The sequence below is a fragment of the Paenibacillus sp. BAC0078 genome, from assembly GCF_054483875.1.
Window position 1 is genome coordinate 51,385 of record NZ_JBTLRW010000023.1, and the last position, 22,223, is coordinate 73,607.

The window sequence follows — 22,223 nt, forward strand, 5'->3', positions numbered from 1 at the left end:
GATCACACTTCAAAGATAAGCTATAGCCTATAACTTCGGCGCAAAATGGATTATCGCCTTTATGATAATCCATTTTGCCTTAAATATAAAAGCGCTTTCACGAAAGAAGGTCAAGCGATGTTCGGAACATTATCCTACAACAAACAGAAGACGATCATTATCATATCCTTTCTGCTCATTCCGCTAATCCTGCTGGCTACATTCACCTATTATCCGGCGATTACACTGATCTACTATAGCTTCACGAACTGGGATGGCTATAGCCCCGAGAAGCCTTGGGTCGGTCTGGACAATTACCGCGAGGTCTTCAGCAATCCCGATATATTCAAAGTGTTCACCCATAACTTTGCCTACTTCGTTATGGGGATCGTCCAGAATATTGTTGCGATTTATTTCGCCGTTGTGCTGAACAGCAGGCTGCGGGGACGCAACGGCTTCCGGATTATGCTCTTCCTGCCTTACATTATGAACGGAGTCGCCGTTGCCTTTATGTTTGGCTATGTATTTGATACCACCAACGGCTCGCTGAATCTGTTCCTGAACAGCATCGGGCTGCATCATCTGGCCCAGACCAGCTGGCTCGGGACTGAAGGCCTCGTTAACTATTCCCTCGCGTCCACTGGCTTCTGGCGCTTCATGGGCTACAATATGGTTATCTACATCGCCTCCCTGCAGGCCATTCCGCGCGATATTTATGAAGCGGCCAAGATCGACGGCGCCGGCTCTTTTCAGACCCTGTGGAGAGTGACCCTTCCGAATATGAAGCCCGTTATTCAATTGAATCTGTTCCTGACCGTTACGGGTGCGCTGGAAGTATTTGACCTTCCGTTCGTTCTCACCAAAGGCGGCCCAGCGGGGGCCAGCCAAACTTATGTGCAGCGTGTGGTCGAGACGGCATTCGGTTATAACAATTACGGACTGGCTTCGGCAATGAGCATCATTCTGCTATTCTTTGTCGTCATCGTGCTGCTGGTTCAACAGCTGGTTCTGAGCCGGGGAGGAGACAAGTAAACATGGCACACACCAAATTTCGTTTTGTTGATATTATCAAATACGTCTCGCTCCTGATCGGAGTCTTTGTCGTCATCTTTCCTCCATACGTAGTCATTGTCAATGCTTTTAAATCGACTGATGAGTTCAACTCCAGCAGCTCCATGGCGCTGCCTAAGAGCTTTTTCAATTTTGACAACTTTATTACAGTATTTCAACGTGGAGATCTCCTCAGCGGCTTTGGCAATGTCCTTGTGATCATTATAATCACATTGACCCTGAACATTCTGTTTGGGACAATGGTAGCATACGTACTTGGCCGGTTTTCTTTTAAGCTGAAGCCGGTTGTGTTCGGTGCTTATCTGGTAGCCACCATTATTCCCAGCATCACCACTCAGGTTGCCACCTTCGGCATCATTAAAAATATGGGTCTCTACAACACCCTCGGTGCCCCAATTGTCCTGTACATCGGCGCAGACGTGGTCCAGATCATTCTGTATCTGCAGTTCATCCGCAACATTCCGGTTGATCTTGATGAGAGTGCCATGGTGGAGGGTGCTTCCCTGTTCAAAATCTACCGTTCGATCATCTTCCCACTACTGACCCCGGCGACAGCTACGCTAGTGATACTGAAGACGATCAGCATTTACAACGACATGTACATCCCTTTCCTATATATGCCCAAACAGAGCCTTGGTGTCGTGACGACCGTCCTAATACGTTTCCAAGGGGTGAACTCGGGCGAATGGAATCTGATCTGTGCAGCAATTCTGCTCATTCTGCTGCCAACGGTCATTTTGTACTTCTTCCTGCAGCGTTATATTTTTGAAGGCGTGACCAGCGGGGCGGTCAAATAAGGGGGATGTACGGAAAGGAACAACAATCGTGGTTTCATACGTCCGGAGAATCTCACGTCAATTATGGCTGTTTCTGGCCAATCTGCCCATGGAGCGGAAGCTCATTGTCGTGTTCGTCTTTCTGATCTCTATGCCTATCACTTATGTCAGCTATCTTTCTTCCCGCTCTACCTTCAATTCTGTTCTGCTGAATGCTACTTCAAGCGCCAGCCAGATGGTTGACAGCGCCTCAGATACCATTGATCGGTATGTGGCCGATCTTAAGCGTAATACAGCGCTGCCGCTGTATAACACCGATGTTCAATTCTACCTGGAAGAGAAGGGCACAAATTGGAATAAGAATTCGAGCATGTCAATGTTCCTAAGCTATTTGAACCATACGAAGGAAGAAATTATTGCCGTATACTTAGTGGACAAATATGGACTAGTCTTTTATGACACCGGTCTTAACATCCATGAGCTCTTCCCGGCGGAATGGCTGCCCGAATGGCAACGTCTCAGTGAAGCGGCAGGAGTTGCTCCCATAGTCCAAGGCCGGCATACGGTGCGGGTGGGCGCCAGCGATCACCGTGAGGTTTTCAGCGTCCTGCGTACGGTCACTTCCGTCAGTACTCTGAAAAGAATCGGCATCATCGTCTTTGATATCGACATCAACCTGTTCAAGGGCATTGTGGAGCCGGTAAATGCCGTTACCCAGGGCAGCACAATGGTCGTGGATGATCAAGGGAAGCTAATCTATACCGGTGCAGGTACAGAGGGCGGGGACAAGGAGGAGCAGGCTCACACCAGACAACTGCTGCTGGATCAGGTCAAGCTGGCCCAGGGGCATTTTCAGATTAAGCTGGATGGGCAGTCCTATCTGGCTGTATATACCGTATCGAAGCAAACAGGCTGGACCACAATGGTCACCATTCCCCTCTCCCGCATCCTTTCGCCAGTGGAGACAAACCGCAATACGCTCATTCTGACAACACTGGCGATTATCGCATTCGCCCTGTTCGTGGCAACCATAATTTCATACGCGCTGACGAAGCCCCTGAAATCAATGGTCCGGCTGATGAAGCAGGTGCAGCACGGCAACCTGGAGGTATGGCTGCATCCTAAATACAACGACGAGATCGGCATGCTCGGCAGCCATTTCAACCGGATGATTGTGCGGGTCAAGGATTTGCTTCAGGAGGTCTCCATTACGGAGAAGAGAAAACAGAAGGCCGATATGCGGGCGCTGCAGAACCAGATCAACCCGCATTTCATATACAACACGCTGGAATCCATCCGCATGCTGGCCGAGGGCAGTGATGATCCGCGCGTGGCGGAGCTGACCTATCTGCTGGGACTGCAGATGCGCTATGGGCTGGTCCGCAGTGAAGAGATGGTCACGATCCGCCATGAGCTGGACCATGTGCGGAATTATCTGGACCTCTTGCAAATCCGCTTCCCGGACAAATTCAGGCTGCATATTGATGTGCCGGAGCCCCTGCTCCCCCTCCCCATCATTAAGCTGGTGCTCCAGCCCATTGCCGAGAACGCTGTCTTCCACGGCCTGGAGCCGAAGGAAGGGCCGGGTACACTTAGCATCAGCGGCCGGGAGGAGAACGGCAAAGCGGTATTTTGCGTCGAGGATGATGGCGTAGGCATGGATGAGGATACGCTTCGTGCTCTGAACAACAGCTTGAGCAGCGGGGCCGACGGTGAAATGTTCGGCATTGGGCTGCGGAATGTGAACGAGCGCTTGCGCCTGTATTATGGCCCTTCGTTTGGCCTCAGTGTGGAGAGCGTGCCCGGCAGAGGCACCCGTGTCACCCTGCGGATTGATGGCCTCTCCACCCGTCTTCGTGAGGGATAATCCAAGTAGTCAGAAGGAGGCGAGCCGGATTGCTGCGTATTGCAATTGTAGATGATGAGATTCTGATCCGTGAGGGGCTGGCCCGGATGGTCAGCAAGGAGAGCAGCGGGTTCCTGGTCACCGGAACCTATGCTGACGGCAAACAGCTGCTTGACGCCCTCCCCGGCCTTCAGGTTGATGTAGTCATTACAGATATTCGAATGCCGCAAGTCGACGGGCTGGAGCTGATCAAGCGCCTCAAAGCCTCACATCCGCACATTCGCACCCTGCTGATGAGCGGCTTTGTTGAATTCAATTATGCCCGTGAGGCGATCCGCAGCTCGGCTGTAGACTATTTGCTGAAGCCGATCAACAAAGAGCAGCTCTTTGAGGTACTCTACCATCTGGACGAGGAGCGGAAGCAGCAGCGCGAGAAGGAGGAACGCCAGCGCTCCGGGCTGCTGCTCTCCCTGCTGCATGTTGAGCAGCCGTCTGCGGTTCTGCTGAGCGGCCTCTCCTTGCCCCTGCCTTACTTCACCGTGCTTGTGCTCAAAGGGAGCTCCCGCGAAGCCATCTGCGCCTATTCAAACCGTCTGCGGCAAGAGAAAGGGCTATTGCTTGACGCTCTTGAGGTTCAGAAAGGACACTATGCATGGATCTGGTATTCCGCAGAACCTCTTACCGCTGCCGAACTCGCGATGCTCGGCGAGCCTCTCCGCGCCGCAAGCGGCGGACAGCCGCTGCATGCCGGAGCCAGCCGCTCCTACAGCGATCCCGCCATGCTGAGAGCGGCTTACGCGGAAGCCAAGCGGGCCTGTGATGCGGGGATTTACAATCCGCAGCAACTGCATTATATTACTGTTCAAGAGCTTGCCTCTGTGGACAAAAGTCTCAGCGACCCCTTCACGTCCTTGCGCGGGCCGCTGATCCATGATTTGCAGATTCTGAATGTGCCCGGGGTGCTGGAACGGATTCATGCCGTGTTCTCCGTGCTGGAGTCTCAGATGGCCTCTCCTGATCAGATTCTGCGGGCCTGCCGTGAGGTTGAGGATACTGCCCGCAAGGAGCTTCAGGAATTCGAAGCGATGTACCGCAGCAGCAGCGGGTTTGCCCTGGAGGAGCAAATTGAGACCTGCATGAGCTTTGGCGAGATCAGGCGTCTATTCACCTCCGCCATCTCGGAAGCGCTGAGCGCCATCCGCGCCCACCGTCTGGAGCTCTCCGGCACAGCCGTTGAGAGCGTGAAGCGCTGGGTAGCAGCCAACTACAGCCAACACGCCGATCTGAACATGCTGGCAGGCATGGTATTTTTGACGCCAAGCTATTTGAGCAAGCTGTTCAAGCAGGAGACCGGGCTGACATTGACCGATTATGTAATTGAAATCCGCATCCGCCAGGCCAAGCAACTGCTGAAGCATGCCCCGGACCTGAAGGTTCATGAGATCGGAGCCGAGGTCGGCTATCCCGATCCTGCCTATTTCAACAAGCTGTTCAAAAAAATTGTCGGCATCACACCGAACGAATATAAACGCATTTCACTTGTGTAAGGAGATTGATCCCTTTGCAGCCATGGTTAAGATCAGCCGGTGACGGGCAGGAAATCCAGGTGTACGATACGACAGAATTATATGGCGAGAAAGGCCGGTTCCGCGTGCTGCAGTTTTCGGGGGATGCCATTCAAGGCGCACTCGATCTGAACAACCCCCGGCGCGTGGTCTTTGAATATCCGCGGGCGATGATCCATCTCATGGAGGCGGGCGAGCCTTTTTTCGAGGATGTGTTCGTCATTGGACACGGCATCGGAACGATCGCCAGATACTTCGCAGAGAAGTCGTTTAAGATTGCCGAGGTGAGCGCGGAGGTCGTGGAGCTGAGCAGGCAGCATTTTGGCTACAGCCAGGATAATGTTGTCGTCGGTGACGGACGCCACCTTCTGGAAGGCGAGCCGGACCGCCGCTATGACTTCATCCTGCTGGACGCCTTCACCAAAGACGGCACTCCGCAGCATCTGGTCTCCAGCGAATTCTTTGCCCTGGCCCGCTCCAAGCTGAACAGCCGCGGCTCGATCATCATGAACCTGATGGGCCGCAGCGAAAAAGACCGCCTGATAAGCGCCATCCACACGACGCTAAGCGAACAATTCCCCTATACCAAGGCCTTCGCCCTCCCCTCGGAAGGCGCAGCCGACATCCGCAACATCCTCATTCAAGTGGACCTACAGAGGCAAGCCGCTTGGTGCTTAACTGTTGGAATTATTACGTTTAGCTGTACTAGGAGAAAGTCAATAATTTAACTTATATAGAAGTGGCGAACGAAACCAAACAGCAAATCTTTACCGAAGTGACGCTCACAGCTTTGAAAAAAAGACTCTTGAACGGGGACATAACTCATTTGCTCTTAGAAGATGAGTCTATCATTCGCGATTACCAATCGCTGCAGCAAATCATCTAGGGAATATTTGTTCTAAAAGTAGCAAAAAAATCATATGCGCTGGATAGAAAGAATATTGAATAAAACGATTAATTTTAAAATCATACTTTTGTAAAAATATCACTAAGAATAGCGACAATATTGAGTACACTTGAATGGATTTGTAATTGTAAATATAAATACTAATGATTGTGACTATAATCTGAAAAGATAACATTAAATATTTATTTTTAATAAAATAAAATAAGATAATTGTTAGTACCCCATATATACCATATTCAAAATTCAATATTTCTGCCGCTACTAGTAAGAGAAGGATTACGGGCCATTTTAATACAAAAAAATTAGTTTCTAATAACTTTATAATTAACATTCCATCTAGCAATGTAAAACAGACATTTAAATAATTAGTTTCAAATAACAACAAATAAGGGACTTCTGAAATTATAGCTAAAAGAAAAACTCTAAAAGTATACAATTTAAAATTACGCGTTCGTTTTAATCCAGTAGCTACTCCCCAAGCAAACAGAGGAAATGCAATACGCCCAACAATAGATGGTATTACTAAATTCGGAAAAAAAACTCGACCCGTATGGTCTACAAACATAGATATATAAGCGATTATTTTTATCATTAATGTTTACTCCAAGTATTATGAATTCTTGCTTGTGTTCATTTATTGGGCTCTTCGCTATACTGCGTGGTCAAAGGAACGTTTGATAGAGTAATAGAGCGATTTGACATGGAGCCTCTGCGGGCATAAGTACTCGCGAAAGCCGCGAATCCCAAGGACTTCACGATGCTAACCGGCTTATCATGCCCGCCTCTCCATATAAAATCGCTATCTATAATACCCACCTCGTATAGCGAGGAGGCATTTATTGTTTATCTAACAAATCAATTTCACAAATCACTATTTTAGTAATTTATTTAGTCTAACAGAGTATTAATGACAGTATTCCCATAAATTCAGATACACTCAGCTTTGGTGGGATTTTTACATACATGTATATATGACCCGCACTGATACTACCTTTCACAATTACTACGTTCTTGTATTCGATTGATGTTCGATGAATAGGCAAATTCTAATGATATGATGGTCGCGGTTGCCACTTACAGTATAATGACAATTCAATGAACGAAAGAAGATCTTGACTTTTCTTGCCGTCATCATAGAAACATTCATTAATAGAAAATCAAGATGTCTTGCTCCGAATCGAAATAATAATCCCTAACCGTATATGTGTTAATTAACTTTTCTGAATGAAAGTTATATATATTAATAATCTTCTCAAATTTTTCATTGTACCTAATTGTAATTATATTGTTGTCGTCTACACTAATAATCCCAGCATCATCCATTTGGAATATCATATTCTTTGAGAAATCCATGGACTGGATATTGACTTTCCCCGCCTCAATAAGCTCTACCAAATAATAATTTTCACTTGTAGAGAAAATACTATCAAATGGAGATGTAATTTCTTTTTTTTCTAATTCTGCTGAACTTATCGTATAGAAGTTGAGCATAGTTTTCATTTCCTTATACGTTCTCTTTATAAATGCAAATTTATCTAAGTATAAACCTATAATGGAGAAGCCACTTTCATAATTTGAACTATCAATTATAGTAAAAGTTAACTTTTCATCATCTCTAACTTGTTGAATAAACATTTTAGTGTTAAGAATATACAACGTTTCATTTTGATCAAAATAGTCGAGAGTTATTTCTTTCGTATGTGCCTCTTCCCAACGCTCCCTTTTTTCAAATTCCTGAATTCTACCTGTTTTTATAATTAGACTTTCACCATTGTCAATTACCCATATATCTTGTAGTCTTAATAAACTATCATTATTAAAATCATTTTGTACAGTAAACATTTTATTTTCAAATGAATCTATCAAAAAACAATTAGAAAAATAAGGTTTTCCGTACTTTATTTTCTTGTTCGGAATAAATAACAGACAATACCTTTCATTAATGCCTATGATTTTACTATTCAATGCTACATAATCAATAGGCTGATCTTGTTCTGTGATATCAACTTCCACACTATGAACTTTCTTATCATGGAAAGATACTAAATCTAATCTCCTTATATGAACCTCCACACTACTATCAGTGCACGAATTTATATGTCCATAATAGAAAGTAGATCCTGAATTAGATGCGTTAACTAATTTAACTTTAAACGGAAAATTATACTGATTAATATCGTTAGCATAGCTATCTAATACAGTTATGCTCTTGTAGAAATATTCTTCTTCTTTAGAGTAATCAGAGGGCTCCACAAAAACCAAACTTTCATTAAATGAATTCCCTATTTTCTCTACTTTATTCTTAAAAATATTAGTAAAATCAAATACTTTAACCATAAAACCACCTCCATAACTATAAGGTATCCCAACACATTTATGTGTCGGGATACAATTATTCACAATTTAAAATGTAAAGTAAATATGTGCTTTCCCGCGAGTACCACTTTTACTCATAGCCATCGGAGTTAATCTACCATGATAATGAGGAAAGTAATTAATATAGGCCTCATCATCTGGACCATGAAGTTCATAACCTACAGGATTCCCAAAATTTTTCGCTAAATTAAAAGCAATTACTTGGTTTTTACACCAAACATCCTGACCGCTACCAACTCTACTAAGAGCTTGAGATACATTTATAGGGTTCCCAATTACTACAGTATTTAAAGAATAGTCAATTTGAGCCTCATAATATTCAGGTTTTTCATTTTTCACTTTATCTTTTATTGCTTCTCCAACTACAAGACCTGCAGCTGTTACCGCAGCAATTCTTGTCAAATATGCTATAAGCGGTGGGCCTAAAATTTCAGCTAATCCAACCACTACAGGAAGCTGAGCTTTAACTTTAGTATTATCAATTGTAATTTCTTCTTTACTTAATTTGTCTATTATAGTTGCAGACAATAGAGTGCTTTGTTCTGTTTGTTCTACAGAATGGATATCTACATCATAGTTTCTTATAATTGCTTCATCACTATCCATTTTCAACATGGTTTTAAAAGCACTAGCAATATTTTCTTCGGGATGTTCAATTGTTTGAAGTGTAATAGCATTCGTAGCAATATCAAGGGTTGCATAAGCTTCATCACCCTCATACTCTGCTTTTACTACAATTTTATTAGTATCATTTTGTATGGTTTGTAAATTAAAAGGCCCAGTAGTATCTGTATTGTTTGATTCTGCAAACACAGAACTGCCAACCAGAGATAGGATTAAAGAAATACTTAACATTAAAGATATACTTTTTTTTAGTATCAAATTCATTAGCTTCGTACCCTCCAAAATTATATCATATTTTCATTTCAACGAACCCATAGCCATAAGTTGTTTCAGATCCTCTTTCTCCTAAATGCCTAGACATACTTCTAAGTTCCGATAGAATATTAAAGCGAGTAGAACGTATTCCTAAATTTTGTTGATATTCTAGAATTAATGCTACGATTCCCGTTATATACGGCGTGGCCAAAGAAGTTCCACTTAGCTTAGCATATTGGCCGTTCATAGATGTCGAGATAACGTCAACACCAGGTGCACTAAAATCAACTTTCCCCCGAGGAGCTCTCTTATCAATCACTAGGTTTATATCAACCGAAGTGACAGATATTACCTCGTCATAGGAGGCTGGAAATCCTACTTCCCCTCCATAAGAGTTGCTTGCTGACGCTACTATTATAATACCAGCGTCTATTGCTTTTCTTATTACCCTGTGTAAAGATATATTATCTTCATCTACTGAAAAGCTCATATTAATGATTTGCATCTTGTTTTGAATGCACCATTCAATCCCTTTTACAATATCATTAATATCTCCATAACCCTTTTGATCAAGAACCTTTACTGGATAAATCTCAGCATCTGGTGCTACTCCAACAACTCCATAGTTGTTGTTATTTGCACTAATTACTCCAGTTACTAAAGTTCCATGACCGTTATTATCCAAAGGCAATTCAGATGGATGTATAATATTAATTCCTTTTTTTAGGTTGTCTCTGAGATCAGGATGGTTGAATATTACACCACTATCCATTATCGCAACCCTCACTTTTTCACCAGAAAAACCATGAGCCCACATAGTGGGAGCATTAATGCTAGAAATACCCCAAGGTACTATTTGCTCAGCATTTAATTTACTAATATCTATATCTTCTTTAAACAAACACATTTCTGTGGAGTAGATTAATAAGCTTAACATTATGATCACTACTGCACTTATACCTAGTTTAACTTTGATTTTCATCTTATTACTTTCATATCACTCCTAAACTTTACCTTTTTTCGCGCGTAAAAAAAATATTACCTTCAGATGAATATTTTGTCAATAGTATTATTTATTTCTTAAATTAGGCAATTTCATAAAGGATCTTCTCGATAATCAGGTTAGAGAATATCTTCAAACCATAGAAACACCACAAAACATGATAAACTATCCCTATGAAAAGACGATGCGAAATACGCGACGATTAATGGGATCAAATAAAAGATGTACTCACTCGAACGATAGCGGAAAGGTGGGCGAATTGGCAAAGACAATCGAATAATGCTAAATACGATGTTGTGAGTGGCCAGGTCGGGTACGCCGTGGCTAGATTTACCTGATTATTATCCTTCAGGGAAAACAGTGTACACCCGTTTTTGTCGCTGGCGAATGGCCGGCGTGTGGGACAACGTGCTCTACATGTGTCGGTCTCAACTGACTTTGAAAATATCATGATTGATGCCACCATCGTCCGTGTTCAGCAACACGGTACGGGGGAAAAAGGGGGCAGCATTTTCAGGCCATCGGACGTTCCAGAGGTGGAACAACTACCAAAATTCACGCGAATGTCGATGATCTGGGCTCCCCACTGCGCATTGAACTTACGGCTGGAAACCAACATAATTGTGATTTGAAATGCTCGCAAGCATGGATCTTTCAGGTAAAACCGTTTTGGCAGATCGAGGCTACGACATGAATAACATTCTGAACCTGATTCAAGAGCACAAGCCACGACCGTCATTCCAAGCCGAAAACATCGAAAGGTTCAGAGCAAGTGTGATTGGTAAATGTATAAAGAACGCTATCTGGTCGAATGCCTCTTTAATAAACTTAAACATTACCGCAGACTGGCTACAAGCTGTTCAAAAAAATCGTCGGCATCACACCGAACGAATATAAACGCATTTCACTTGTGTAAGGAGATTGATCCCTTTGCAGCCATGGTTAAGATCAGCCGGTGACGGGCAGGAAATCCAGGTGTACGATACGACAGAATTATATGGCGAGAAAGGCCGGTTCCGCGTGCTGCAGTTTTCGGGGGATGCCATTCAAGGCGCACTTGATCTGAACAACCCCCGGCGCGTGGTCTTTGAATATCCGCGGGCGATGATCCATCTCATGGAGGCGGGCGAGCCTTTTTTCGAGGATGTGTTCGTCATTGGACACGGCATCGGAACGATCGCCAGATACTTCGCAGAGAAGTCGTTTAAGATTGCCGAGGTGAGCGCGGAGGTCGTGGAGCTGAGCAGGCAGCATTTTGGCTACAGCCAGGATAATGTTGTCGTCGGTGACGGACGCCACCTTCTGGAAGGCGAGCCGGACCGCCGCTATGACTTCATCCTGCTGGACGCCTTCACCAAAGACGGCACTCCGCAGCATCTGGTCTCCAGCGAATTCTTTGCCCTGGCCCGCTCCAAGCTGAACAGCCGCGGCTCGATCATCATGAACCTGATGGGCCGCAGCGAAAAAGACCGCCTGATAAGCGCCATCCACACGACGCTAAGCGAACAATTCCCCTATACCAAGGCCTTCGCCCTCCCCTCGGAAGGCACAGCCGACATCCGCAACATCCTCATCATGGGCAGCAGCAAGCCCATCCGCTATCAAGCCCGGCAAATGGCCGGATTCGTGGAAATCACACTCGGGCAGGGGCATGTGATCCGGGACTAAGTGTAGCGGCAAGCACCCATGGGCTTTGTTAAGGCTCCTCTTGTGGGTATAGCTCCCAGAGCTGGTTCCGCCGACGGACCTGCATGTGAAGCAGGTTAGAAATGCGAGGCAGCTTACAGCGATGAAGCACTGGATTCCCAAGTGGAATTTGTACCACTAAATCTGCTGAAATCCACAACACAGCAGGGTTTAGTTGGATTTTCTCCATTTATTTCAACCAAAATCAGGGATTACTTGTCCATTCGGTCCATTTAGTTGTACTTTTTCCACATACGCCCACTCTGTTAATACCAGTTGGTTTCAATCCCCCACCCAGCCCGGTGTCCCTTGATGAAAAAACATCTGCCAGCGCCCATCCCTGAATTTCCATACAGAGCTGCGGAGAGTTACCCTCCCGGTTTCAGCGTTACAGGTCCGGTAAGTAGCCAGTACAGCCTCTTCGGACAACGGATGAAGCTCGAACCCGCTCAGCGTCATTTTCACCACACCTGCTCCCTCTCCCCCCATCATATCCCTCTTATGCCACACCCTGCCGGAGCTTCCGAACTCCACAAAATCATCCGCCAGCAAAAGCGCCAGCTTTTCCGGTGATGTCCGTACCTCAGCGCTCAAGAGCAGCTTTTCCAGCCCGCAGATATGCTCTTCCAGCAATGCTTTCTCTTCCATGACAATGCCCCCCTAATCTACTCGTAAACTACATAACCGAAGCCCATTTCCAGCAGCTCCGGATTCCTTTCACTTCCCCATATCCCTCACCTATTCGACACCCCGGTGCCCTCCTCCCTGCATAACAGCGGCAGAATCCCTCTGAATTCCCCATTCATGCGTTTTTTTTGCTAAAATAGAGGAGTCGGCGCATTTTTAAGGGAAACTTGGCGCCAGTCACTGAAACGGAGGCCTCACCTGTGGATTATATTATTCTGGACATCGAATTCAACGGCCGCAAATTTGCCAGCGAGCACCCTATGGAGGTCATTGAGATTGGAGCCGTCCGGTTAGATGCTTCACTGCAAGTTAAGGATGAATTCTCGGCTTTGATCAAACCCATATACTTCTCCACCCTGAATTCCTTCATCAAGAAAAAAACCGGCATCCCCCAAGAGGATATCGACGTGGCCGACCGCTTTCCCAAGGTTATCACCGCCTTTCGGGCCTGGCTTGATCAGAGCAAGGACGGCGTGCTGCTCCTGACCTGGGGCGGCGAGGATATGAAACGGATCATTCAGGATATCCGCATGCACAAAATGGACGATGCCTACTGGCTCGCCGCCACCTACTTCGATCTGCTCAAAGGCGTGCTGCGTGCCCGCGGCCTCACCAACGATATCAGCGTCGAAGGAGCGATGGCGCTGTTCGGGCTGGAGCCTTCCGGTTCCGCGCACCGTGCGCTGGACGATGCGAAGATGACCGCGGAGATTTTCCGCGCCGTCTTCCCGGAGCTCGACTTCGAGCGTTCCCAGCATTACGTGGACACCTTCTCCAACGCCAGAGAACGCAAAACCGTCAAGATCGCCATCAAAGCGATGAAAGCGCAAAAGATCGTCCCTACCTGGGAGCTGGTGGCCGAGCATTACTTCCCTGGAGAAGACGCGTTGGCCGATCCCCGGAAGCTGGCGGAGCTGCAGGCTTATTTTACGGCACAGCTCGGCAAGAAATAGAAATATAGCATCCTATACTCTTCATATGATCGCGGCAGTTTCTTTAGTGGACATACTAGGGAGACTGCCGCTGTTTTTTTACCCTCGGAAAATTTAATGTTTGACATTGCCGCAACGTAAAGGTGTAGATTCATTTTGTAAGCAGCTGCTTGCACTTTAGGCAGCGTATACGCTGAGAATAGTTTGGAGGCTGAAGCGAATGGAATACACCGTGCAAAAGCTCGGGCTACTTGCGGGAATCAGCACGCGGACACTGCGGTATTACGATGAGTTTGGCATTCTCAAGCCGGCGAGAATCAACTCCTCGGGGTATCGTATCTACGGCCAAGCCGAGGTGGACCGCCTGCAGCAGATTCTTTTTTACCGGGAGCTGGGATTAAGCCTCGAAGGGATCAAAGAAATCATAACCGCCCCGTCCTTTGACGGAACCCGTGCCCTGCGCGAGCACCATGACAAGCTGCTTCAGCGCAGACAACAGCTCGATACGCTGATCCTGAACGTCGAGAAAACACTGGCACAAGCCGAAGGGAGAATAACCATGAGCAATGAAGAGAAATTCGCGGGCTTTAAGCAAAAGCTGATTGACGATAATGAGCAGAAGTATGGACAGGAGATCCGCAGCAAATACGGTGATGAGGCTGTCGATAGATCAAACCTTAAGCTGAAAAACATGACCGAGGAGCAGCACGCCGCCATTCAGCAGCTTGAGGAGGAGATGTTCGAAGCCCTGGAGCAGGCGATGGAGCAAGGCGATTCGGCAAGCGAGCTGGCGCAAAAAGCGGCTGACCTGCACCGCCAGTGGCTGACCTTCTACTGGGATACCTACTCCAAGGAAGCCCATGCAGGTGTAGCGCAAATGTACGTTGACGATGAGCGGTTCACCGCTTATTACGACAAAACCCGTCCCGGCCTGGCCCGGTTTCTGCGGGATGCCGTACATGTCTATACCGGCGTGAAGCAGGAGTAGACGATACGGACAGATGCACCATTAGTGAGTGCAGCAAAATACAATTTGTATAGTAATGGAGCGGCAGCGGATATTCCCACTGCCGCTCTATTTTGCAGCTGAAGCCTCTCCCTCCTCCATTTCTTTATAATACTGAATCTTGCTGGCAAGCTTCTCCAGATTCTCGCCAAGTATCCGCACCTGCTGCTGGACCCTGCTCTGGTGGGCTTCCAGCATAAGCCGTCTCTCATGGACGGTGGACGGGCCTTGACTGCGCAGGTCAGAATAACGCTTCATGTCACGGATCGGAATATCCAGCTCCCGTAGAAGCATCAGAAATTGCACCCAGGACAAATCCGCCTCCGAATAGGCACGGTAGCCCTGTTCATTCCGCGCCACTCCCTCCAGCATGCCCACTTTCTCGTAATACCGCAGCGTATGCGCCGACAGTCCCGTCAGCAGGGACATTTCCTGAATCGTAAGTAAGTTTTCCATAACCAGATCTTATCACATACTATTTGCGCTTGCATTAGAGCGCGCTCTAAGCTGTAACCTTAGTTCAGCAACAATATTCCTTATCAGACGGAGGTTATTTTTATGACTACGGAACGTTATGAACGCGGATGGAACAAACTGATGGAAGTGGATGGCACAGGCGGAGCAAATGTAATAAACTCGCTGAAGGATATTTCTCCCGATCTGGGGCGGTTTGTGATCGAATTTGCTTTTGGCGATATTTATCCACGTGAAGGGCTGGATTTACAGCAGCGGCAATTAGTCACCATTTCCTCGCTCACTACACTGGGCGGCTGCGAGCCCCAGCTCACCGTTCACATCAATGCTGCCCTTAACGTGGGGCTCTCCCCTAAAGAGATTATCGAAGCGATTCTTCACTGTACGCCTTACACGGGATTTCCGCGGGTGCTAAATGCGACCTTTGTAGCCAAAGAGGTCTTTAAGGAACGGGGCATTGCTCCACAGGAATAGCAAATTATCCGAAAATACAGCAAAAGACAGCCCCTCCGCCGGGGCTGCCTGCATTTCAGAAAGCGGGCGTACGCCCTGCTTGGGTTACAAGCTTGCGGGATTATCCTGTGCGCTAATCCCGGTACTACAGGCTGCGGTGCAGCAGCTCCAGCGCCTTGCGCAGCTCCGCCACAGCCACCTGGCCCGGGGCCGAAGGCTTATGCGCCGCTCCAAAGGTCAGCGCGGAGCCGAAGATTTCCCCGGCCAGGCGGCTGATGACCCCTTCTCCGGCCATCGACATCGTAATAATCGGCCGGTCCGCATAGTGCTGCTGCATCGTATTCGTTGCAGCCAGCAGAGTCAGCACATCGCCTGCATTTTGCGGCATAACGGCAATCTTCGGCAGATCGCCGCCGAGCTCCTGAGCCCTGCGGAGCCGGGAGACAATTTCCTCCTCAGCAGGCGTTCCGTGAAAATCATGATTCGAGACAATCACGAACACCCCGCAGGCATGCGCGGCGGCAATCAGTCCGCGGACATCCGCTTCCTCGCCAGCCAGCTCCACATCAATAATATCCACATGTCCGCTCCCGGCTGCGGCCTGATTCAGCCGGATGTAGTATTCCGCACTGATTTCCCGCTCGCCGCCTTCTCTGGCGCTGCGGAAGGTGAAGATCAGCGGAATATCCGGCAGGATGGCATGAATTTGGTTAAGCATGCCCAGAACTGCCGCGGGCTCCTCCACCTCAGTGAAGAAATCGCTCCGCCACTCCACCAGATCCGGCGCCAGCGCCTTTAGCGCTTCCGCCTCCTCTATCAGCTCGGCTGCTGTCGTTCCGACAAGCGGAACACAGATTTTCGGCATTCCTTCGCCGAGGGTGACATCTTTAACTGTTACCGTGCCGCTCATTTTGTTCAGCTCCTTTTGGTTCAGCGTTTCTCTATATAAAGTTACCTTTCAGCAGCATCCCGCAGGAATTGCTCAACCTCCGGCAAATACGGCAGCGATGGAATCGCGCCCTGCTTGCCAACAGCCAGCGCTCCAACGGCATTGGCGAATTGGACCGCCTCGGCTAGTGGTTTGCCGCCAGTAAGCTGCACAGCCAGTGCTCCGTTGAAGGAATCCCCTGCGGCTACAGTGTCTACAGCCTGTACCGGATATCCGGAGACATGCCGGCTTCCGTCCTTGTTCACGATCAGCGCACCCTTGGAGCCGAGCGTCACAATGACGTTCTGCACTCCCTTTTGCAGCAAAATCCGCGACGCCTGCTCTGCATCCTCTACACTGTTCACAGTTATTCCGGCCAGTATCCCCGCCTCCGTCTCATTTGGAGTCAGATAGGTAACATGCTGCAGCAGTTCATTGCTCAGTGCCCGTGCCGGAGCCGGGTTCAGAATGACCGGAATGCCGTAGCTGTGCGCCATTGCGGCAGCATGCTCACACATGGAGAGATCCGTCTCAAGCTGCATCACGACAATGCCCGCCTCCTTGATCACTGGCGCAAGCAGCGCAATGTCACTTACACCGAGTCCCATATTCGCGCCAGGCACGACAATGATCCGGTTTTCCCCTTCCCCGTCCACAACGATGGATGCGACGCCGGTAGAATGCGTATCACTCTGCACAATATGCTCTGTACGGATCTTTTCTTGCCGCATCACCTCAAGCAGCTCGCTTCCAAAAGCATCCCTGCCCACGCTCCCGATCATCGTCACCTCTGCGCCCAGACGCGCTGCGGCTACTGCCTGATTGGCTCCTTTGCCGCCCGGCGAGAGCGCAAAGCCCTGTCCAAACAAGGTTTCTCCGGCCTCCGGAGCACGCTCCGTACGCACCACCATATCCATATTCAAGCTTCCAATTACGACTATATTCAACTTGGTCACCATCCTAACGTGTTACTCTCTATCTTAACTGGGTTGGCCCTGTTTTATCAAACTTCTTATCGCATTTTATCTAAGTTGAACTTTAGATTTTCATATTAGGAATTGGTCGTAACTGCGGGGAATGTTTGGACTTCCCCTCCGCACTCCTACCCTTTTAATGATTTTTTCAAGTTTAACTTATATTATCTTACTAAAAAAAGACACGGCAATCACTGCCGTGCCGCATCTTTGGAATATAACTTATTCTGCTCGCCAAATTCTTGGCATACGACCTCAGTCCCGATCCCTATTCTTCGTAGATGACTACCGATTGGGATTCCGGCTCCCACTTCACAGTAGCTTTCAGCGCTTCACTGACAAAACGGGCAGGTACGACCGTATTGCCTTTTACAATTGCCGGCGGTGCTTGAAGAGTGACAGGCTGACCGTTGACATAGGCAATCTTTTTATCAATAAATAGCTTCACCGTAATACCATCCTTAGTCATGGTAACAGAACGCTCCTGCCCGTTCCAGACCACTTCGGCCTGCAACGCTTCGGCAATGGCTTTGAACGGCACTAATGTGCTTCCGGCTGTAAGAATAGGGGCAACCTCAGAGGTGGACTCTTCCCCGTTCACGTACAGCTTTATTCCTTTTTTGCCGGCTTGCTCGTACAGCTTGCCCAGCTTTTTATAGGCATTCAGATTCTTCACATTGACGAGAATAACTTCTTTTTGCACATACACCGCATCGGTGACGTTGCCTTGCTCCTTCAGCATATCCGCAAGCGCCGACAAGGCCGCATCCTTCTCCTTAATCGCCTCAAGCTTTGCCTTCATTTCCGGGGTCAGCTCCGTACCATACCGGGTCAGCAAAAGCTCAGCAATCACCGCCCCCGCCGGTTTATCCTTCACATTTTCAATCGCATGCAGAAGCCCCTTGTACCCATTGTGGCCCTTTCCGTAGGTAGCATAGGTAACAGAAGTAACCGTTTCTTTTTCAAACTTATCTTTGTCCTTATCTTTATCTCTATCCCTATCCTTATCTTTATCTTTATCTTTATCTTTGTCCTTGTCCTTGTCCTTCTGATTATCTTTGTCTTTCTCTTTATCATTTTCGTTAACTGTTGCTGACGCTGGTGCACTAGCAGGTACAACGATGGCTTCCTCTTTATTGTCCTTGTCCTTGTCCTTGCCATTACCGTTGCTGTTGCCTTGGCCGTTACCGTTACCATTGCCATTGCCGTGGTCGGATTTTGCCAATGCTGCTCCCGACATCAGGCTGATTGCCAGAATGCAGCTTACGATGATACTAAAGCATTTTTTCATGAGTTCGGTTCCCCCTAGGTTGTGGTGTGCTTCCTTATTAATTTCGGTTGCCGGATTCGGCTTTATAAGCGATTATGGATTTTTAGGATATTTAGCTCGGGGTAATAATTGCAACGCTACCATCGTACTAGCCATACGGACCTACTGATTTTTCTTTTAAAAACTTCAGTATGCTTTTTTCTGGCAGATATGCTAGAATAGGTGTGGAATCGCTTTCCAGATCAACTTGCGCTCTATTGGGCAAACGTTTGCACCTTAGATTAAGCCTGCAGCAATGCCAGTTTTTAATCCAAATCGTATTTAGGAGGCTTATCAAGTGAACCAGAACCAATTACCGTCAGTAGCTTATTTCAGCATGGAGTACGGACTGCATTCCGACTTCAAAATGTACGCCGGTGGCCTGGGCATTCTGGCCGGAGACTACATCAAGGGTGCTAAGGATATTGGCGCTCCGATCATCCCGATTGGCCTGAAGTGGAAGCAGGGCTACACGGACCAGAAGATTGATGCAATCGGCAATCCTTACGACTCCTATCACAATTACATCTATGATTTTCTTGAAGATACAGGGGTGAAGGTCACCGTAAAGGTCCGCAAGATTGATGTGGTCTGCAAAGTGTGGCGAACCGATCATTTTGGCAACAATCCCTTGTATCTGCTTGATACGGATATTCCCGAGAACGGCGACGCCTGGATTACGGGCCAGCTGTACGGCTGGTTTGGAGAGGAACGGATTGCGCAGGAGATTGTCCTGGGGATCGGCGGGGTAAAAGCTATGCGCGCGCTGGAGATTCCGATTGATGTCTACCATTTCAACGAGGGGCATGCGGCACTGGCCGCCATCGAGCTGATCCGTGAAAAAATGTCCGGCGGCAGCACCTTTGAAGAAGCCTGGAAAGCTACGCGCGAAGAGGTTGTGTTCACTACACATACGCCGATTAAGGAAGGCAACGAAACTCATCCGCTTGACCGGTTGGAGTATATGGGCGCTTTTAACGGCTTGACCCGCAGCCAAATGGAACGCATCGGCGGTGATCCGTTCAATATGACGGTGGCCGGCCTGCGTCTGTCGCGTATATCGAATGCTGTAGCCCAGCTGCATGCCGATACCGCCAATAAAATGTGGAAGGAAGTTGCCGGCAGATCGGAGATCATCGGCATCACCAATGCCATTCATACCCCTACCTGGGTGGATGAACGGATAACCCGCGCTTATGAGGGCGGCGGCGACCTGTGGGCTGCGCATAAGGAGATCAAGGGTGAGCTGATCAGCTTCATTAAGGAACGCTCCGGCATTTCCCTTAATCCCGACAACCTGCTCATCGGCTTCTCGCGGCGGGCTGCCCCCTATAAACGCAGTGACCTGATTTTCTCCCAGCCGGAGATTATTGCACCTTATCTGGAAAGCGGCCGCATCCAAATCGTCTTCTCAGGCAAAGCGCATCCTCTGGATGACACCGGCAAAAAAATCGTCAGCAACCTCGTGGCGATGATGAAAAAATACCCGAAAAGCGTCGTTTTCCTGGAAAATTACGATATGACCATTGGGGCACAGCTAACCCGCGGCTCTGACATTTGGCTCAACAATCCGCGCCGTCCGCTGGAAGCCAGCGGTACTTCCGGTATGAAGGCCGCCATGAACGGTGTCCTGAACTGCTCAATCCTCGACGGCTGGTGGCCGGAAGCCTGCATTGACGGAGAGAACGGCTGGCAGATCGGCGATGGCTTCGAGACCTCAGACTTTGCCGTGCTTGACCAGCATGACAGCGATGCTCTGTACGATACGCTCTTGAAACGTGTGCTCCCGACCTTCTATGAGGACAAAAAGAAATGGGTACAGATGATGCACAAGAGCATCGAAACCACCCGTACCGAATTCGCCAGCAAACGTATGCTCGATGAATATTACAACCGGATGTATATCAAAGGTTAAGGCTCGGCCATTCTGTCCCGTCTGCTGCTGCTATGGCTACAGGCGGGATTTTTACACACTGCCGCTGGCAGAGGCTACCCTGTTACGTCCGCCTGTTTTGGCGAGGTATAGCCCCTGGTCCGCCAGATCCACCAGTGCGGCTACCTCTCCGGCACCTGCCGCTTCACCCGCAGCGGTTCCAATACTGACCGTAATGTAGGAGCTCACTTGGGAATAATCGTGCTGAAAAGCCATTTTCTCAATCTTGCTTCTAATTCTTTCACTCAGCTCCATCGCCTCATCCACTCCGGTATTGAGTGCTGCGACGACAAACTCCTCTCCCCCCATCCGGGCCGCAAAACGCCATTCGCCTGTGATCTCCGCCTGAATCGCCTGGGCTACCTCTTTAATGATCCGGTCCCCTTCAGCATGCCCGTAATTGTCATTGAACAGCTTGAAATAATCAATGTCTATCATGAGTATTGCCACGGAACTGTGCGGTTCTCCGTTCTCGCTTAACAGCTCCTGCATCTTTTGGTCGAAGGCACGGCGGTTCGGAATTTCCGTCAGCGCATCGGTGAACGACAGTCTTTGCAACTCACTGTTAGCCTGAGCCAGCTCCAGATGTACTTTTTCATTCTGAACAATCTGCTCCTCCAGCTTCCGGTGACTGCGTCCCAGCAGAATGCGGCTGTAATAATTGCTGCAAAAGTTCACATACAAAATTCTTGACGCCATCCAGATGAAGAAGAGGAACAAGGTAAGATTGATATAATGGCCAATCAGCACATTCGAAGACGCTTGAAAAAAGGGTAGTCCGATATACAGCAGTCCCGCTGAGCTTCCATACAGCCGCAGAACCATCCTGTTATTGAAATAAAAAATAACCGAAATACTCACCAGATTAATGACAAAGGCCATTACTTGTCCATACAGCCGCTGATCCGCTAAGGTCACTACACTGCCCCAAATCACAAAGCTATACGAATAGGCAATAAAAAGCTTCTCATACAGCCGATAGCCGCCCTCTGCCAGCTTAGCATCTCTTTCATAGGCCGCCGCCCCGAGCAGAAACGCCACATTGAGTCCAATCATAGAGACATACATTATAAAATAAAAGCTGAAATGAAAGCTCTCATGTACCTTGGTGATGGATGCCGCCAGGTCAACCGCTGCCAACACGGATTCGATGCCTATAATTATTTTGGCAAACAGCTTCCCTCTTGAAATATTCTCCTTCAGCGTAAGCATGCGCAGCTCTCTGCGCTCATCCTCCGTCATCGTGAATGGCAGTCTAATCAGTCTATCCAGCATGCTGTCTCCTCCTGATCGCTTGAACACCATGAAACACTAACACAATCATTATCCTCCATCCTCAAGCCCGGGCACAACAGAAAAAGCAGCTCTCCATGTGTTTATCAGCAATAACCCTCAAATAGTCCTTCACCATCTCTCAAAAAACATCATCTCTAGCCTTA

General features: G+C 48.0%; 21 protein-coding genes. 11 read left to right on the forward strand and 10 right to left on the reverse strand.

Annotation, left to right across the window (positions count from 1 at the left end; translation table 11 throughout):
* The first annotated feature begins 117 nt into the window (after positions 1-117).
* The 5 genes from ACX1DY_RS27450 to ACX1DY_RS27470 are packed head-to-tail and all read left to right on the forward strand — an operon-like array spanning position 118 to position 5,965.
* Positions 118-1,011, forward strand: coding sequence for a carbohydrate ABC transporter permease (locus ACX1DY_RS27450; protein WP_458967349.1), 894 nt, complete (start codon positions 118-120; stop codon positions 1,009-1,011).
* Positions 1,012-1,013: 2 nt separating this feature from the next.
* Complete coding sequence (locus tag ACX1DY_RS27455) at positions 1,014-1,847, forward strand: carbohydrate ABC transporter permease (RefSeq protein WP_458967350.1); 834 nt, start codon at positions 1,014-1,016, stop codon at positions 1,845-1,847.
* Between the two features lie 28 nt (positions 1,848-1,875).
* Positions 1,876-3,693, forward strand: a complete 1,818-nt coding sequence (locus tag ACX1DY_RS27460) for a cache domain-containing sensor histidine kinase (RefSeq protein WP_458967351.1) — start codon at positions 1,876-1,878, stop codon at positions 3,691-3,693.
* A 29-nt stretch (positions 3,694-3,722) separates the two neighbouring features.
* Entirely contained in the window at positions 3,723-5,219 is a 1,497-nt protein-coding gene (locus ACX1DY_RS27465; protein WP_458967352.1) for a response regulator, read from the forward strand.
* 14 nt (positions 5,220-5,233) lie between these two features.
* Positions 5,234-5,965: a spermidine synthase gene (locus tag ACX1DY_RS27470; protein ID WP_458967353.1), complete on the forward strand. Its 732-nt coding sequence runs from the start codon at positions 5,234-5,236 to the stop codon at positions 5,963-5,965.
* 150 nt (positions 5,966-6,115) lie between these two features.
* Here the strand turns inward: ACX1DY_RS27470 and ACX1DY_RS27475 are convergent, their stop codons facing one another.
* From ACX1DY_RS27475 to ACX1DY_RS27490, 4 genes are all read right to left on the reverse strand, one after another.
* Positions 6,116-6,736 (reverse strand): TraX family protein, encoded by a 621-nt coding sequence (locus ACX1DY_RS27475; protein WP_458967354.1) that lies wholly within the window; start codon positions 6,734-6,736, stop codon positions 6,116-6,118.
* A 554-nt stretch (positions 6,737-7,290) separates the two neighbouring features.
* The gene (locus ACX1DY_RS27480) at positions 7,291-8,481 is read right to left on the reverse strand and encodes a hypothetical protein (protein ID WP_458967355.1); all 1,191 of its coding nucleotides are present in this window, start codon (positions 8,479-8,481) and stop codon (positions 7,291-7,293) included.
* Between the two features lie 66 nt (positions 8,482-8,547).
* Positions 8,548-9,408, reverse strand: coding sequence for a hypothetical protein (locus ACX1DY_RS27485; protein ID WP_458967356.1), 861 nt, complete (start codon positions 9,406-9,408; stop codon positions 8,548-8,550).
* 25 nt (positions 9,409-9,433) lie between these two features.
* A complete protein-coding gene (locus ACX1DY_RS27490) occupies positions 9,434-10,381 on the reverse strand; it encodes a S8 family peptidase (protein ID WP_458967357.1) in 948 nt (315 codons plus the stop codon).
* A gap of 321 nt (positions 10,382-10,702) precedes the next feature.
* Here ACX1DY_RS27490 and ACX1DY_RS27495 point away from each other — a divergent pair, with 321 nt between their 5' ends.
* A complete protein-coding gene (locus ACX1DY_RS27495) occupies positions 10,703-10,855 on the forward strand; it encodes a transposase (protein WP_458967358.1) in 153 nt (50 codons plus the stop codon).
* A 477-nt stretch (positions 10,856-11,332) separates the two neighbouring features.
* On the forward strand, positions 11,333-12,070 hold the full coding sequence (locus ACX1DY_RS27500; RefSeq protein WP_458967359.1) for a spermidine synthase: 738 nt from the start codon (positions 11,333-11,335) through the stop codon (positions 12,068-12,070).
* 300 nt (positions 12,071-12,370) lie between these two features.
* On the opposite strand, the gene ACX1DY_RS27505 is transcribed toward ACX1DY_RS27500, so the two are convergent.
* Positions 12,371-12,736, reverse strand: coding sequence for a nuclear transport factor 2 family protein (locus ACX1DY_RS27505; RefSeq protein ID WP_458967360.1), 366 nt, complete (start codon positions 12,734-12,736; stop codon positions 12,371-12,373).
* A 239-nt stretch (positions 12,737-12,975) separates the two neighbouring features.
* On the opposite strand from ACX1DY_RS27505, the gene ACX1DY_RS27510 reads away from it, so the two are divergent.
* Positions 12,976-13,728: a 3'-5' exonuclease gene (locus tag ACX1DY_RS27510; protein ID WP_458967361.1), complete on the forward strand. Its 753-nt coding sequence runs from the start codon at positions 12,976-12,978 to the stop codon at positions 13,726-13,728.
* 199 nt (positions 13,729-13,927) lie between these two features.
* Entirely contained in the window at positions 13,928-14,695 is a 768-nt protein-coding gene (locus ACX1DY_RS27515) for a MerR family transcriptional regulator (RefSeq protein WP_458967362.1), read from the forward strand.
* Between the two features lie 87 nt (positions 14,696-14,782).
* On the opposite strand, the gene ACX1DY_RS27520 is transcribed toward ACX1DY_RS27515, so the two are convergent.
* Positions 14,783-15,169 (reverse strand): MerR family transcriptional regulator, encoded by a 387-nt coding sequence (locus ACX1DY_RS27520; RefSeq protein WP_458967363.1) that lies wholly within the window; start codon positions 15,167-15,169, stop codon positions 14,783-14,785.
* 102 nt (positions 15,170-15,271) lie between these two features.
* Here ACX1DY_RS27520 and ACX1DY_RS27525 point away from each other — a divergent pair, with 102 nt between their 5' ends.
* Positions 15,272-15,661 (forward strand): carboxymuconolactone decarboxylase family protein, encoded by a 390-nt coding sequence (locus ACX1DY_RS27525; protein WP_458967364.1) that lies wholly within the window; start codon positions 15,272-15,274, stop codon positions 15,659-15,661.
* 124 nt (positions 15,662-15,785) lie between these two features.
* Here the strand turns inward: ACX1DY_RS27525 and aroD are convergent, their stop codons facing one another.
* The 3 genes from aroD to ACX1DY_RS27540 all read right to left on the reverse strand — a co-directional run bounded on the left by aroD (position 15,786) and on the right by ACX1DY_RS27540 (position 18,833).
* Positions 15,786-16,550: a type I 3-dehydroquinate dehydratase gene (gene aroD / locus ACX1DY_RS27530; RefSeq protein ID WP_458967365.1), complete on the reverse strand. Its 765-nt coding sequence runs from the start codon at positions 16,548-16,550 to the stop codon at positions 15,786-15,788.
* Between the two features lie 41 nt (positions 16,551-16,591).
* Complete coding sequence (gene rbsK / locus ACX1DY_RS27535; RefSeq protein ID WP_458967366.1) at positions 16,592-17,515, reverse strand: ribokinase; 924 nt, start codon at positions 17,513-17,515, stop codon at positions 16,592-16,594.
* Between the two features lie 295 nt (positions 17,516-17,810).
* Positions 17,811-18,833, reverse strand: coding sequence for a copper amine oxidase N-terminal domain-containing protein (locus ACX1DY_RS27540; protein WP_458967367.1), 1,023 nt, complete (start codon positions 18,831-18,833; stop codon positions 17,811-17,813).
* A 316-nt stretch (positions 18,834-19,149) separates the two neighbouring features.
* Here ACX1DY_RS27540 and glgP point away from each other — a divergent pair, with 316 nt between their 5' ends.
* Entirely contained in the window at positions 19,150-20,766 is a 1,617-nt protein-coding gene (gene glgP / locus ACX1DY_RS27545) for an alpha-glucan family phosphorylase (protein ID WP_458967368.1), read from the forward strand.
* 51 nt (positions 20,767-20,817) lie between these two features.
* Here glgP and ACX1DY_RS27550 read toward each other — a convergent pair whose 3' ends face one another.
* Positions 20,818-22,059 carry a GGDEF domain-containing protein gene (locus ACX1DY_RS27550; protein WP_458967369.1) on the reverse strand — a complete coding sequence of 414 codons (1,242 nt, stop codon included), beginning with the start codon at positions 22,057-22,059 and terminating at the stop codon, positions 20,818-20,820.
* Positions 22,060-22,223: the final 164 nt, after the last annotated feature.

Coding starts and splice junctions, on each gene's coding strand:
- ACX1DY_RS27450 (WP_458967349.1), top strand. CDS start 118: ATGTTCGGAACATTATCCTACAACAAACAGAAGACGATCATTATCATA.
- ACX1DY_RS27455 (WP_458967350.1), top strand. CDS start 1,014: ATGGCACACACCAAATTTCGTTTTGTTGATATTATCAAATACGTCTCG.
- ACX1DY_RS27475 (WP_458967354.1), bottom strand. CDS start 6,736: ATGATAAAAATAATCGCTTATATATCTATGTTTGTAGACCATACGGGT.
- ACX1DY_RS27480 (WP_458967355.1), bottom strand. CDS start 8,481: ATGGTTAAAGTATTTGATTTTACTAATATTTTTAAGAATAAAGTAGAG.
- ACX1DY_RS27485 (WP_458967356.1), bottom strand. CDS start 9,408: ATGAATTTGATACTAAAAAAAAGTATATCTTTAATGTTAAGTATTTCT.
- ACX1DY_RS27490 (WP_458967357.1), bottom strand. CDS start 10,381: ATGAAAATCAAAGTTAAACTAGGTATAAGTGCAGTAGTGATCATAATG.
- ACX1DY_RS27505 (WP_458967360.1), bottom strand. CDS start 12,736: ATGGAAGAGAAAGCATTGCTGGAAGAGCATATCTGCGGGCTGGAAAAG.
- ACX1DY_RS27515 (WP_458967362.1), top strand. CDS start 13,928: ATGGAATACACCGTGCAAAAGCTCGGGCTACTTGCGGGAATCAGCACG.
- ACX1DY_RS27520 (WP_458967363.1), bottom strand. CDS start 15,169: ATGGAAAACTTACTTACGATTCAGGAAATGTCCCTGCTGACGGGACTG.
- ACX1DY_RS27525 (WP_458967364.1), top strand. CDS start 15,272: ATGACTACGGAACGTTATGAACGCGGATGGAACAAACTGATGGAAGTG.
- aroD (WP_458967365.1), bottom strand. CDS start 16,550: ATGAGCGGCACGGTAACAGTTAAAGATGTCACCCTCGGCGAAGGAATG.
- ACX1DY_RS27540 (WP_458967367.1), bottom strand. CDS start 18,833: ATGAAAAAATGCTTTAGTATCATCGTAAGCTGCATTCTGGCAATCAGC.
- ACX1DY_RS27550 (WP_458967369.1), bottom strand. CDS start 22,059: ATGCTGGATAGACTGATTAGACTGCCATTCACGATGACGGAGGATGAG.